This is a genomic window from Stenotrophomonas sp. OVS01A (assembly GCF_019969775.1).
Classification (GTDB): Bacteria; Pseudomonadota; Gammaproteobacteria; order Xanthomonadales; family Xanthomonadaceae; genus Stenotrophomonas; species Stenotrophomonas indicatrix.
The window spans coordinates 1,277,347-1,289,913 of record NZ_JAHXYV010000001.1; the positions used below are offsets into that span (position 1 = coordinate 1,277,347).

The 12,567-nt window shown below is 67.3% G+C and carries 13 protein-coding genes; 9 read left to right on the top strand and 4 right to left on the bottom strand.

All coding sequences use genetic code 11. The features are described from left to right. Positions 1 to 113: 113 nt before the first annotated feature. Together LC407_RS06150 and LC407_RS06155 are read right to left on the bottom strand one after the other, a co-directional pair. Positions 114 to 500: a VOC family protein gene (locus LC407_RS06150; RefSeq protein WP_223482421.1), complete on the bottom strand. Its 387-nt coding sequence runs from the start codon at positions 498 to 500 to the stop codon at positions 114 to 116. Position 501: 1 nt separating this feature from the next. After that, positions 502 to 1,290 (bottom strand): enoyl-CoA hydratase-related protein, encoded by a 789-nt coding sequence (locus LC407_RS06155; protein ID WP_033831003.1) that lies wholly within the window; start codon positions 1,288 to 1,290, stop codon positions 502 to 504. A gap of 120 nt (positions 1,291 to 1,410) precedes the next feature. On the opposite strand from LC407_RS06155, the gene LC407_RS06160 reads away from it, so the two are divergent. The 3 genes from LC407_RS06160 to LC407_RS06170 are packed head-to-tail and all read left to right on the top strand — an operon-like array spanning position 1,411 to position 3,778. Then, positions 1,411 to 1,665 (top strand): FeoA family protein, encoded by a 255-nt coding sequence (locus LC407_RS06160; RefSeq protein ID WP_025874743.1) that lies wholly within the window; start codon positions 1,411 to 1,413, stop codon positions 1,663 to 1,665. Next, the gene (gene feoB / locus LC407_RS06165; RefSeq protein ID WP_032975492.1) at positions 1,662 to 3,524 is read left to right on the top strand and encodes a ferrous iron transport protein B; all 1,863 of its coding nucleotides are present in this window, start codon (positions 1,662 to 1,664) and stop codon (positions 3,522 to 3,524) included. Before LC407_RS06160 ends, feoB begins: the two co-directional genes overlap by 4 nt. Next, positions 3,524 to 3,778: a DUF6587 family protein gene (locus LC407_RS06170; RefSeq protein WP_025874739.1), complete on the top strand. Its 255-nt coding sequence runs from the start codon at positions 3,524 to 3,526 to the stop codon at positions 3,776 to 3,778. Before feoB ends, LC407_RS06170 begins: the two co-directional genes overlap by 1 nt. A gap of 184 nt (positions 3,779 to 3,962) precedes the next feature. Here the strand turns inward: LC407_RS06170 and LC407_RS06175 are convergent, their stop codons facing one another. Further along, positions 3,963 to 4,544, bottom strand: a complete 582-nt coding sequence (locus tag LC407_RS06175) for an NAD(P)H-dependent oxidoreductase (RefSeq protein ID WP_223482422.1) — start codon at positions 4,542 to 4,544, stop codon at positions 3,963 to 3,965. Between the two features lie 55 nt (positions 4,545 to 4,599). Continuing rightward, positions 4,600 to 4,995 (bottom strand): MerR family transcriptional regulator, encoded by a 396-nt coding sequence (locus LC407_RS06180; protein WP_099844283.1) that lies wholly within the window; start codon positions 4,993 to 4,995, stop codon positions 4,600 to 4,602. Between the two features lie 159 nt (positions 4,996 to 5,154). Between LC407_RS06180 and dapB the strand changes: the two genes are divergently transcribed. The 6 genes from dapB to LC407_RS06210 all read left to right on the top strand — a co-directional run bounded on the left by dapB (position 5,155) and on the right by LC407_RS06210 (position 12,545). Continuing rightward, positions 5,155 to 5,883 carry a 4-hydroxy-tetrahydrodipicolinate reductase gene (gene dapB, locus LC407_RS06185; protein WP_099842401.1) on the top strand — a complete coding sequence of 243 codons (729 nt, stop codon included), beginning with the start codon at positions 5,155 to 5,157 and terminating at the stop codon, positions 5,881 to 5,883. A gap of 289 nt (positions 5,884 to 6,172) precedes the next feature. Beyond that, complete coding sequence (gene carA, locus LC407_RS06190; RefSeq protein ID WP_223482423.1) at positions 6,173 to 7,303, top strand: glutamine-hydrolyzing carbamoyl-phosphate synthase small subunit; 1,131 nt, start codon at positions 6,173 to 6,175, stop codon at positions 7,301 to 7,303. Then, the gene (locus LC407_RS06195) at positions 7,303 to 7,851 is read left to right on the top strand and encodes a hypothetical protein (protein WP_223482424.1); all 549 of its coding nucleotides are present in this window, start codon (positions 7,303 to 7,305) and stop codon (positions 7,849 to 7,851) included. Before carA ends, LC407_RS06195 begins: the two co-directional genes overlap by 1 nt. Positions 7,852 to 7,905: 54 nt before the next feature. After that, entirely contained in the window at positions 7,906 to 11,148 is a 3,243-nt protein-coding gene (gene carB, locus LC407_RS06200; protein ID WP_088100894.1) for a carbamoyl-phosphate synthase large subunit, read from the top strand. Between the two features lie 8 nt (positions 11,149 to 11,156). After that, positions 11,157 to 11,621 (top strand): transcription elongation factor GreA, encoded by a 465-nt coding sequence (greA, locus tag LC407_RS06205; protein ID WP_025874725.1) that lies wholly within the window; start codon positions 11,157 to 11,159, stop codon positions 11,619 to 11,621. 3 nt (positions 11,622 to 11,624) lie between these two features. Next, positions 11,625 to 12,545: a phosphoglycerate mutase gene (locus tag LC407_RS06210; RefSeq protein WP_025874723.1), complete on the top strand. Its 921-nt coding sequence runs from the start codon at positions 11,625 to 11,627 to the stop codon at positions 12,543 to 12,545. Positions 12,546 to 12,567 lie beyond the last annotated feature (22 nt).

A 12,567-nucleotide genomic window follows, 5' to 3' on the forward strand; every position in this document is an offset into this window, starting at 1 on the left:
TCACGACGGTTCCTGGGAAACGGGGGCGGCCCGGTCTTCGCCAGGCTGCCAGATGAGATACGCAGGCGGGTCGCACAAGCGGCCACGCCTGCGCCTGGTGGAGACGCAGGGGTCTACCCGGGCAGGTGGCAGACCGCCTCGATGTTGTTGCCGTCGGGGTCGATCACGAAGGCGGCGTAGTAGTCCGGGTGGTACCAGGGACGCAGGCCGGGCGCGCCATTGTCGCGCCCCCCTGCGGCCAGCGCGGCGGCGTGGAAGGCATCAATCTGGGCGCGTTCGGCGCAGACGAAGGCCACGTGCACGCCCTGGCTGAGCGGCGCCGCATTGCCCAGCCAGAAGAACGGCTTGCCGTGGTTGCCGAAACCCACGTGGTCGTGGGCGCCGGTCTGTGCGGCGCTGACCTCCATCACCACGCCGATCTGCAGCGGTGCCAGCGCCTGCAGGAAGAAGGCCCTGCTGCGCGGCAGGTCGCCGCTGTTCAAGCCGATATGGTCCAGCATGTCAGGCCTCCGTGACCCAGTGCGGCGCGCGTTTGTCGAGGAAGGCACCCAGGCCCTCCTGGCCTTCGGCCGATACCCGCAGGCGGGCGATCAGGGCGGCATTGTCACGGTCCAGGCTGTCGCGATCATGGGCGTCGCGAACCTGCCGGACCAGCAGCTTGGCCGAAGCCGAGGCGATCGGCCCGGCCTTGTCGAGCAGGGCCAGCTGTCGCTGCACCGCCTCGTCCAGGCGTTCGGGCTCCACCAGCTGGTGGATCAGGCCGATACGCAGGGCGGTGTCGGCGTCGAAGTGCTCGCCGGTGGCGAACCAGCGGCGGGACTGGCGGCTGCCGATGGCCTCGATCACATAGGGCGAGATCACTGCCGGCAGCAGGCCCAGACGGCTTTCGGTCAGGCCGAAGCGGGCGGCGCTGGTAGCGATGGCGATATCGCAGCAGGCCACCAGGCCGACGCCACCACCGAAGGCGGCGCCGTGGACGCGGGCGAGGGTGGGCTTGGGCAGTTCGTCCAGGGTGCGCATCAGCCGGGCCAGGGCCAGGGCGTCGTCACGGTTGTCGGCCTCGCTGGCGGAGGCCATGCCGCGCATCCACTGCATGTCGGCACCGGCGGAGAAGGAGGCACCGTGGCCGGCCACCACCACCGTGCGCACCGTGTCATCGCGGCCGGCCGCTTCCAGGGCTGCGGTCAGCCGGGCGATCAGGCCGGCGTCAAAGGCGTTGTGCAGCTCCGGCCGGTTCAGCCAGAGGGTCAGGACAGCGCCGTTGCGCTCGATCTGCAAAGCATCGTTCATGGGATTCCGGGGGTTGCTCCATACCTGTATGGATCATAGCGGGCCATTGGTCATGGGCCATGACGCGACGCGGGAATGTTAGAATCGAGAACCATTTACATCCAGCAGAGAACACGCTAGATGACGCTGTCCGAACTGCCCCTGCACGCCTCGGCCGTGGTCGATTCCGTGCAGGACCTGCATGCCAACGATGCCATCGCCCGGCGCCTGCGCGAGCTGGGCTTCGTCAAGGGCGAGGAAGTGCGCCTGGTGGCGCGAGGCCCGGTTGGTGGTGAGCCGCTGCTGGTGCAGGTCGGGTTCACCCGTTTCGCGCTGCGTATCAGTGAGGCCCGGCGCGTGGTCATCGACCCGGCCAGCCAGGAGGGACGTGCATGAGCGCCACCGCAACCGCCGCCCCGCTGCGCATCGCGCTGGTCGGCAACCCCAACAGCGGCAAGACCGCGCTGTTCAACCAGCTGACCGGCAGCCGGCAGAAGGTCGCCAATTACACCGGCGTCACCGTTGAGCGCAAGGAAGGCCGCCTGCGTGCGCCGTCCGGCCGCGAGTTCGCCGTGCTCGACCTGCCGGGCGCCTACAGCCTGCAGCCGGCCAGCCTGGACGAGGCGATCACCCGCGACCTGTGCCGGGGGTTCTACCCGGGCGAGGCCGCGCCGGACGTCCTTCTGTGCGTGATCGACGCCACCAACCTGCGCCTGCACCTGCGCTTCGCCCTGGAACTGCGCGAGCTGGGCAAGCCGATGATCATCGCCCTGAACATGGTCGACGCCGCGCAGCGCCGCGGCATCCAGATCGATGTGGCCGCGCTGGAGCGCGAGATCGGTGTGCCGGTGGTGGAAACCGTGGCGGTACGCAAGCAGGGCGCGCGTGCACTGGTGGAACGCCTGGATACGATGGTGCCGCACCTGGATGCGCCGCTGGCCGGCGTTGAGAGTGGCGTGGACTACCACGCGCAGGTGCGCGCGATCCTGGCCGCAGCCGTACGCATGCCGGCACGGACGGCGAAGATCGACGACACGCTGGACCGCTGGCTGCTGCATCCGGTGTTCGGCCTGATCACGCTGGTGGTGGTGATGTTCCTGATCTTCCAGGCGGTGTTCGCCTGGGCCACGCCGCTGATGGATGGCATCGAGGCCGGCTTTGCCTGGCTGGGTGAGCTGGCTGCCAGCGTGCTGCCGGCAGGTCCGCTGACCAGCCTGCTGACCGACGGCATCATCGCCGGCCTGGGCGGCGTGGTGGTGTTCCTGCCGCAGATCCTGATCCTGTTCGCCTTCATCCTGGCGCTGGAAGAGTCCGGTTACCTGCCACGCGCCGCGTTCCTGCTGGACCGCATGATGGCGGCGGCCGGCCTGTCGGGGCGGTCGTTCATCCCGCTGCTGTCCAGCTTTGCCTGCGCGGTGCCGGGCATCATGGCCACCCGCAGCATCCAGGACCCGCGTGACCGCCTGGCCACGATCCTGGTGGCGCCGCTGATGACCTGCTCGGCAAGGCTGCCGGTATATGCGCTGCTGATCGGTGCGTTCATACCGGCCGGCAGGATCGGCATCTTCAACCAGCAGGGCCTGGTGCTGTTCGGCCTGTACGTGGCCGGCATCCTAAGCGCGCTGGTGATGTCGTGGGTGATGAAGAAGTGGCGTCGCGACAAGAGCGAGCACCCGCTGATGCTGGAGCTGCCGTCGTACCGCATTCCGCATCCGCGCGACCTCGCCGTCGGCCTGTACGAGCGCGGCATGATCTTCCTCAAGCGTGTCGGCGGCATCATCCTGGCGCTGACCATCCTGCTGTGGTTCCTGCTGTCGTTCCCGGGCGCGCCCGCCGACGCGACGATGCCGGCCATCGACTACAGCTACGCCGGCCAGATCGGTCATGCGATGACCGCGATCTTCGCGCCGCTGGGCTTCAACTGGCAGATCTGCATCGCGCTGATCCCGGGCCTCGCTGCGCGCGAAGTAGCGGTGTCCTCGCTGGCGACGGTGTATGCGCTGTCGGCCGCCGATGACGATGCGGCGATCTCCGCACTGTCGCCGGTGGTGGCCGACGGCTGGTCGCTGGCTACCGGCCTGGCCCTGCTGGTGTGGTTCATCTACGCGCCGATGTGCATTTCGACGCTGGCCACCATCAAGCGCGAGACCAACTCGTGGAAGACGATGGGCTTCTCGGCGTTCTACCTGTTTGCTGCGGCCTATGTCGCGGCGCTGATCACCTACCAGGTGACCGTGGCGCTGGGAGGCGGCTGATGGACGCCGGCCTGCTGGTGCAGTACCTGATCATCGCGGTGGCCGTGCTGGTCAGTGCCTGGGTGGTGCTGAAGAAGCAGGCGCCCGGCACCGTGCGCAAGCTGCGCGGTGCGCTGGCACTGGCGCTGCTGAAGCCGGGCCGTGCGGCCTGGCTGCAGGCGCTGGGCCGGAAGATCGCGCCGCCGGCCACTGGCGGTGGCGGTGCGTGCGGCGGCTGCGACAGCTGCGGACCGACACCGCCGAAGCAGCACTAGAGAGGCGCCTGGGCGCTGCCCTGGTGGGTGCGGGCCTCGGTCCGCACTGCCGATTGATCATCCACGCATGGCGTGGATCTACCCATCCCCAGCGCTGCCCTCCAGCGGTGTCGGAATTGATCATCCACGCAGGGCGTGGATCTACGTTGCAGGCAGGGTGAGGCGGCCGGTTCGCGGCGATGCGTCAACCTGTCCGCGTGCCAAGCTCCGCTGCCAGTGCCAACCAGCGTTCGCGCTGTTGCGGCGTGCTGCTGCGCACCGGGCCCAGCCGGCTGACCCGTACCGGGCGGATACCGCAGAACTCAAGGATGGTGGCACGGATCTGGGTGATGCCCGGGTCGCGGTAGATCCAGCGGTAGTACCAGGGCGGCGTATCCAGCGTGGTGATGACCCGCGCGCTGCGCCCCGCCAGCAGCCGGTCCCACCACACCGAATCGCGACGGTAGCGGAAGGCGAAGCCCGGCAGCAGCACGCGATCGAAGAAGCCCTTCAGCAGTGCCGGCATCGTGCCCCACCACGTCGGGTAGACCAGCACCAGGTGGTCGCAGGCCTGGATCGCGTCTGCTGCATCCTGCAGGTCGGTTTCCAGTGGCTGGATCTGGCGATAACCGTGGCGCAGCACCGGGTCGAACTGAAGGTCGCCCAAGGCGATCATGCGCACGCGGTGGCCGGCGTTGCGGGCGGCGGTCGCGTAGCGCTGGGCGAGGGCGCCGCACAGGCTGTCGCGGTCGGGATGGCCAAGCAGGATCAGGATGGAACGGGACACGGCAGTCTCGGAGGCTGGAAGGCGACCGACGTTGCGCTATGCCCCAAGGGCAGAGTCAAACCCCGCCGGGGCAGCCAGCGGGGGCCAGCACGCAGGGACCATCGCCCTGTTGCAGCCATTGCCGCAGCTCGTCAGCCACATGCAGCAGCTCGATCTCGGTGCGGGCAAGGCGCTCGCGCTCGGCGGCAATCGCAGTGCGCTGGCGTTCCAGCAGGGCGAGCACGGCTGGCCAGTCCAGCTGGCCGTCGCCGCGCTGCAGGCGGGTGATGGCGGCCAAGCCGATGCCCAGCCCCAGTGCCTGTCGGATCAGCTGCACCCAGGCCACGTCCTGCTCGCTGTAGTCGCGATAGCGGTTCAGGCGCGGCACTGGCGGCAGCAGGCCGCGTGCCTCGTACAGGCGGATGGCCTTGGCGCTGGCGCCGGTACGGCGGGCGACTTCGGAAATGCGCACCGTTTCAGCCCTGCATCCGCGCAGGCGGCATGATGGCGTCAGCGCTTGGCGCGGGCGGTTTGCAAAGGTGCATGAGGTGCGGGCCAGCGCTTGAAGGGGCACGCAGCGTAGCAGCGACAGTGCTTGCCGGACCATGCGTGCTGCCGCTAGCCTGCGTGCATGAACCAGACTCCCCTGCGATTGCTTATTCACGGCGCCTCCGGGCGCATGGGCCAGGCCCTGTTGCGGCTGGCCGCCGAACATCCTGATTCCCTGCAGATCGTCGCTGCGGTGACCGGCCGCGCGCCAGCGCAGCGGGTGATCGACGGCGTGCCGTTCTTCGCGGCCAGCGAGCTGCCGGGGGCGCCGGTGTTCGATGTGGCGATCGACTTCAGCCTGCCCGAGGGCTTCGATGCGCTGCTGGCACTGTGCGTGGAGCGCGGTGCGGGACTGGTATCGGGCACCACCGGCATCTCCAGCGCGCAGCGCCAGGCACTGGAAGCAGCGGCGGCGAAGATCCCGCTGGTGTGGGCGTCGAACTTCAGCTTGGGCGTGGCGGTGCTCGATGAGCTGGTGGAACGTGCGGCGCAGGCGCTGGCCGGTTGGAACTGCGACATCGTCGAATCGCACCATACGCAGAAGAAGGACGCTCCCTCGGGCACGGCGTTGACCCTGGGCGCCGCGGCGCAGCGGGGCGGCGCCGAGCCGCAGTACGCCAGCCTGCGCGCCGGAGACATCGTCGGCGAGCATCTGGTGCAGTTCACCGGCCTGGGCGAGCGCATCGAGCTGGTGCACCGGGCCACCAACCGCGACATCTTTGCCCGCGGGGCGCTGTTTGCCGCTCGCCAGCTGCAGGGCCGGGCGGCAGGCAGCTACCGGGTACGTGACCTGCTGGACGGCCCCCTGTAAACGGTAGCGCCGGGCCATGCCCGGCGTCGGTGGCAGATCCGCCGGGCATGGCCCGGCGCTACCCTTGAGTGGCTGCATACGGCCCCGGATTGAAATGAATGCGCAATCGCCTGTTCATGAATGGCGATAACCGCTGGCGCGAGCGCCCCGGCACCGCTACAATTCGCACTCGCCGAATCACGAAAGCCGGACCGGTCCCAGACCGTACGTCCGCGCTTTTTTGCAACCGGATTTCCGTGAAGCGCAGGCGTGACTTCGGCACCCCCTCGGTAGCCAAAGTGAGAATTCCGTGACCCAAGCCGCAATCCTCGTCCTCGAAGACGGCACCGTATTCGAGGGCGAATCCGTAGGCGCGCCCGGCCTGTCCGTCGGTGAAGTGGTGTTCAACACCGCCATGACCGGCTACCAGGAAGTGTTGACCGACCCGTCCTACGCCCGGCAGATGGTCACGCTGACCTATCCGCACATTGGTAACACCGGCATGACCGACCAGGACGATGAAGCGTCCAAGGTGTGGTCGGCCGGCCTGATCGTGCGCGACGTACCGCGCCGCCCGAGCAGCTGGCGCAGCCAGGTGTCGCTGCAGGACTGGCTGATCCAGCGTGGCGTGGTCGCCATCGCTGGCATCGACACCCGCAAGCTGACCCGCATCCTGCGCGAGAAGGGCGCCCAGAACGGCGCGCTGATGGCCGGCGACGGCATCGACGTGGAAAAGGCACTGGAAGCGGCCCGCAAGTTCCCGGGCCTGAAGGGCATGGATCTGGCCAAGGTCGTGACTACCGACAAGACCTACGTCTGGACCGAGGGCCAGCTGGACCTGGATGCCAACGCCTTCGTCAGCGTGCCGGCCCAGTACAAGGTCGTGGCGTACGACTTCGGCGTGAAGACCAACATCCTGCGCATGCTGGCCGAGCGCGGCTGCGAGGTCACCGTGGTGCCGGCGCAGACCCCGGCCGCTGAAGTGCTGGCGCTGAAGCCGGACGGCGTGTTCCTGTCCAACGGCCCGGGTGACCCGGAACCGTGCGACTACGCGATCGCCGCGATCAAGACCTTCATCGACGTGAAGATTCCGACCTTCGGCATCTGCCTGGGCCATCAGCTGCTGGGCCTGGCCTCGGGCGCGAAGACGATCAAGATGGGCCATGGCCACCACGGCGCGAACCATCCGGTGCAGGACCTGGACAGCGGCCGGGTGATGATCACCTCGCAGAACCACGGCTTCGCGGTGGATGAAGCGACCCTGCCGGCCACACTGCGGGTGACCCACCGTTCGCTGTTCGACGGCACCAACCAGGGCATCGCCCGCACCGATGTGCCGGCGTTCTCGTTCCAGGGCCACCCGGAAGCCTCGCCGGGCCCGCATGACGTCGGTCCGCTGTTCGATCGTTTCGTGACCCTGATGGCCGAGGCGAAGGCTTGATGCGCAGCGCCGCTCTGCTGCTGTCGCTGTGCTGCGCCGCGGGTGCGGCACAGGCTGCGCCGGCGTCCGCTGCGGACATGGACGCGCTGCTGCACACGTTGAAGAAGGACTCGGTTGGTGCGTCGTCGGCGGCGATGATGGTCGAGGAGGTGCCAACGCTCAAAGCGCTGGCCGAAAGCGAGCGCCAATGCGCCCGCACCTCCATCCAGTCGTTCTTCTACGTTCATGCGCGCCAGTCGTTGATCAACAGCCTTGGCGAGGACGGTGACGTGATCGTCGCGGACTGGTCGCGCTTCCTGGCCACACCGTCCGGAAAGGGTTACCTGATCCTCACCCGCGCGCTCCCGGAGTCGGCAGCGGACGCGTCGGTCAACGTCAACGACGAGGCGTACGCCGCCGGATTCGACGCCTTTCTCGGCAGTACGTCCTTCAAGCGCCTGGATGCTGGTTTCGATGCAATGAGCGTCCCTGACGAATTTGCGGTGAAACTGAGCCAGGGATTGCAGGACCAGTGCGGGATTGCGCTGAAACCCGAAGAGATTTCCTGATCGACAGCGTGCGATCACTCCCCCTTGTCACGCTGTACTGACTTAGAGAAGAAAATGCCCAAGCGCACTGACCTCAAGACCATCCTCATCATCGGTGCCGGCCCGATCGTCATCGGCCAGGCCTGTGAGTTCGATTACTCCGGCGCCCAGGCCTGCAAGGCCCTGCGAGATGAGGGCTACCGCGTGGTGCTGGTCAACAGCAATCCGGCCACGATCATGACCGACCCGGAGATGGCCGACGCCGTCTACATCGAGCCGATCAACTGGCAGACCGTCGAGAAGATCATCGCCAAGGAGAAGCCCGACGCGCTGCTGCCGACGATGGGTGGCCAGACCGCGCTGAACTGCGCGCTGGACCTGGCCGACAACGGTGTGCTTGAGAAGTACAACGTCGAGCTGATCGGCGCCAAGCGCGAAGCGATCATGATGGCCGAAGACCGCGAACTGTTCCGCGTGGCGATGAGCGAGATCGGCCTGGAGTGCCCGACCGCTGCCGTTGCCCATACGCTGGACGAAGCGCTGGAGATCCAGACCCGCGTCGGCTATCCGACCATCATCCGCCCCAGCTTCACTCTGGGCGGCAGTGGCGGCGGCATTGCCTACAACCGCGAAGAGCTGATCGAGATCGTCAACCGCGGCCTGGAACTGTCGCCGACCACCGAAGTGCTGGTCGAAGAGTCGGTGCTGGGCTGGAAGGAATTCGAGATGGAAGTGGTCCGCGATACCGCGGACAACTGCATCATCGTCTGCTCGATCGAGAACCTGGACCCGATGGGCGTGCATACCGGTGACTCGATCACCGTGGCCCCGGCGCAGACCCTGACCGACAAGGAATACCAGCGCCTGCGTGATGCCTCCATCGCCGTGCTGCGCAAGATCGGCGTGGATACCGGTGGTTCGAACGTGCAGTTCGGCATCAACCCGGACACCGGCCGCGTGGTGGTGATCGAGATGAACCCGCGCGTGTCGCGTTCCTCGGCGCTGGCGTCCAAGGCCACCGGCTTCCCGATCGCCAAGGTCGCCGCCAAGCTGGCTGTGGGCTACACCCTGGACGAACTGAAGAACGAGATAACCGGCGGCCTGACCCCGGCGTCGTTCGAGCCGTCCATCGACTACGTCGTCACCAAGATTCCGCGCTTCGCTTTCGAGAAGTTCCCGGCTGCCGATGCACGCCTGACCACCCAGATGAAGTCGGTGGGCGAGGTGATGGCGATGGGCCGCACCTTCCAGGAATCGATGCAGAAGGCCCTGCGTGGCCTGGAAACCGGCAAGGTCGGCTTCGACCCGACCGGCCTGGACCTGACCAGTGAAGACGATCTGCAGACCCTGCGCCGCGAGCTGAAGGCGCCGGGTCCGGAGCGCCTGTTCTTCGTCGCCGACGCGTTCCGCGCCGGCATGAGCGTGGAGGACATCTTCAAGCTGTCCTACATCGATCCGTGGTTCCTGGACCAGATCGAAGAAATCATCGCCGCCGAGACCCAGGTCGCAGCCGATGGCATCGACGCACTGGATGCGGCGCGCCTGCGCAAGCTCAAGCGTGCCGGCTTCTCCGACGCCCGCCTGGCCCAGCTGACCGGCACCAACGAAGCGGCCGTGCGTGCGCTGCGTCGCGCGCACAAGGTGCGTCCGGTGTACAAGCGCGTGGACTCCTGTGCCGCCGAGTTCTCCACCGGCACCGCCTACCTGTACTCGACCTATGAGGACGAGTGTGAAGCCGCGCCGAGCAACCGCGACAAGATCATGATCCTCGGCGGTGGCCCTAACCGCATCGGCCAGGGCATCGAGTTCGACTACTGCTGCGTGCACGCGGCACTGGCGCTGCGCGAGGACGGCTATGAAACCATCATGGTCAACTGCAACCCGGAAACCGTTTCGACCGACTACGACACCTCCGACCGCCTGTACTTCGAACCGCTGACCCTGGAAGACGTGCTGGAAATCGTCGAGCTGGAGCAGCCCAAGGGCGTGATCGTGCAGTACGGCGGCCAGACCCCGCTGAAGCTGGCACGCGCGCTGGAAGCCAACGGCGTGCCGGTGATCGGCACAAGCCCGGACTCGATCGACCTGGCCGAAGACCGCGAGCGCTTCCAGCAGCTGGTGGACAAGCTGGGCCTGAAGCAGCCGCCGAACCGCATTGCCCGCAACGACCAGGAAGCCCTGCTGCTGGCGCGCGAGATCGGTTACCCGCTGGTGGTGCGCCCGAGCTACGTGCTGGGTGGCCGCGCGATGGAAATCGTCTACGGCGAATCCGATCTGGCCCGCTACGTGCGTGACGCGGTGAAGGTGTCCAACGATTCGCCGGTGCTGCTGGATCGCTTCCTCGACAACGCCGTCGAGTGCGACGTGGACATCATCGCCGACGCCCAGGGCAACGTCCTGATCGGTGGCGTGATGGAGCACATCGAAGAGGCTGGCGTGCACTCGGGCGATTCCTCCTGCTCGCTGCCGCCTTACTCGCTGTCGGCTGAAACCCAGGCCGAGCTGCGTCGCCAGGTGGTCGAGCTGGCCAAGGCCCTGAACGTGGTGGGCCTGATGAACACCCAGTTCGCGATCCAGACCGATGAGGAAGGCAACGACACCATCTTCCTGCTGGAAGTGAATCCGCGTGCCTCGCGCACCGTGCCCTTCGTGTCCAAGGCCACCGGCATGCCGCTGGCCAAGATCGCGGCGCGCTGCATGGCGGGCAAGACCCTGGAAGAGCAGGGCGCCACCAAGGAAATCGTGCCGGACTACTACTCGGTGAAGGAAGCGATCTTCCCGTTCGCCAAGTTCCAGGGCGTTGACCCGATCCTCGGGCCGGAGATGCGCTCCACCGGTGAGGTGATGGGCGTGGGCCGCAGCTTCAACGCCGCCTTCGCGCGCGCGCAGGAAGCCGGTGGCATCAAGGCGCCGCCAGTGGGCAAGGCGTTCGTGTCGGTGCGCGACCCGGACAAGAAGCGCGTGCTGCCGGTGGCCAAGGCCCTGCTGGCGCGTGGTTACAGCCTGGTTGCCACCCGTGGCACCGCAGCGTGGCTGCAGCAGCACGGCATGGACTGCGAGATCATCAACAAGGTGGTCGAGGGTCGCCCGCACATCGTCGATTCGATCAAGAACGGCGAGATCGTCTATATCGTCAACACGACCGAAGGCCGTGCCGCGATCAACGACTCGTTCTCGATCCGTCGCGAGGCACTGCAGCACCGTGTCACCTATTCGACCACCATTGCCGGTGCCAAGGCGCTGGTGGATTCACTGGAATTCCGCGGTACCGGCCCGGTCTGGTCGCTGCAGGAACTGCACAAGGAGTTGAACGCATGAGAGCACCCATCACGATGAAGGGCGCGCAGCGTCTGCGCGACGAACTGGATCACCTGAAGTCGGTCAAGCGTCCGAAGGTGATCGCCGCGATCGCCGAAGCGCGCGAGCACGGCGACCTGAAGGAGAACGCCGAGTATCACGCCGCGCGCGAGGAACAGGGCTTCATCGAAGGCCGCATCAAGCAGCTGGAAGGCGAGCTGTCGCACGCCGAGATCATCGACGTGAGCAAGCTCAATGCAGGCTCCAAGGTGGTGTTCGGGGCCAGCGTGATCCTGGCCGACGTGGAATCGGACGAAGAGAAGAAGTACCAGATCGTTGGTGATCTGGAAGCGGACATCAAGCTCGGCCTGATCGCGATTTCCTCGCCGGTCGCCCGCGCGATGATCGGCAAGCTGGAAGGTGACTCGATCGTGATCGATGCGCCGGCCGGCCAGCGCGAGTACGAGATCGTCAGCGTCAGCTACCAGGACTGATTCGTGGCGACGGCGACCCTGCTGTTGCCGGCACGCAGCCGCTTTGCGGTGGCTGCATTGCCGGATGACGTGGCGCGCGCCCTGGGCCGCGCCACCACTTCGCAGGGCGATGCCGGCGAACGCGCGCAGCTGCTGCGCCACTTCACGGTGGCCGCGCCGCACTGGCCGGTGGCCGCGTTGACCCGCCAGCGTGACGTCGGCGATGCCGCCGGCGCCTGCTGGCTGCGTGCCGATCCGGCCTGCATGGTGCCGGACATGCATGGCGCGCGGATGATGGGCCACGGCGAAACGCTGCGGCCCAGCCTGGCCGATACGCTGGCGTTGCTGCCCGTGCTGCAGCCGCTGTTTGCGGATGCAGGCTTCGTGCTGGATGCACCCGATCCGTCACGCTGGTACCTGCGCCTGCCCATCGGTACTGAACTGCCGGAGTTCGACAGCCCCGACGAGGTGCTGGGTGATGACCTGTTCTCGCACCTGCCGCCGGGCGAGGCGGGCCGTCGCTGGCGCGCACTGATGACCGAAGCGCAGGTGCTGCTGCACACCCACTCGTGGAACCAGCAGCGCGCCGCGCAGGGCCAGCAGCCGATCAATTCGCTGTGGTTCTGGGGTGGTGGCGTGATGCCGGTATCGGTGGCCACGCCGCACGCGCAGGTGCGCAGCCGCGATGCGCTGCTGCAGGGCCTGGCCCAGGCCGCAGGTGTCGCGGTGGATGGCGAGCAGTCGGTCGATGCACTGGTCGACCTGCGCCAGCTGCGCTCGCTGCAGCAGCTGGGCAACGATGCAATCCGGCCGCTGCTGGCCGCGCTCAAGCGTGGCGAGCTGCAGCGCCTGGTGCTGGATTTCGAGGACGGCCTGCAGTTCCAGCTGGATCGCGGCCAGCGCTGGCAGTTCTGGAAGAAGCCACGGCAGCTTCACGACGCCTGACGTGGTGGTAGCGCCGGGCCAT

Bases quoted from the DNA above. Each gene is read 5' to 3' on its own strand.
- LC407_RS06155 (WP_033831003.1), bottom strand. From the start codon at position 1,290: ATGAACGATGCTTTGCAGATCGAGCGCAACGGCGCTGTCCTGACCCTC.
- LC407_RS06170 (WP_025874739.1), top strand. From the start codon at position 3,524: ATGGACGCCGGCCTGCTGGTGCAGTACCTGATCATCGCGGTGGCCGTG.
- dapB (WP_099842401.1), top strand. From the start codon at position 5,155: ATGAACCAGACTCCCCTGCGATTGCTTATTCACGGCGCCTCCGGGCGC.
- feoB (WP_032975492.1), top strand. From the start codon at position 1,662: ATGAGCGCCACCGCAACCGCCGCCCCGCTGCGCATCGCGCTGGTCGGC.
- LC407_RS06160 (WP_025874743.1), top strand. From the start codon at position 1,411: ATGACGCTGTCCGAACTGCCCCTGCACGCCTCGGCCGTGGTCGATTCC.
- LC407_RS06150 (WP_223482421.1), bottom strand. From the start codon at position 500: ATGCTGGACCATATCGGCTTGAACAGCGGCGACCTGCCGCGCAGCAGG.
- carB (WP_088100894.1), top strand. From the start codon at position 7,906: ATGCCCAAGCGCACTGACCTCAAGACCATCCTCATCATCGGTGCCGGC.
- LC407_RS06195 (WP_223482424.1), top strand. From the start codon at position 7,303: ATGCGCAGCGCCGCTCTGCTGCTGTCGCTGTGCTGCGCCGCGGGTGCG.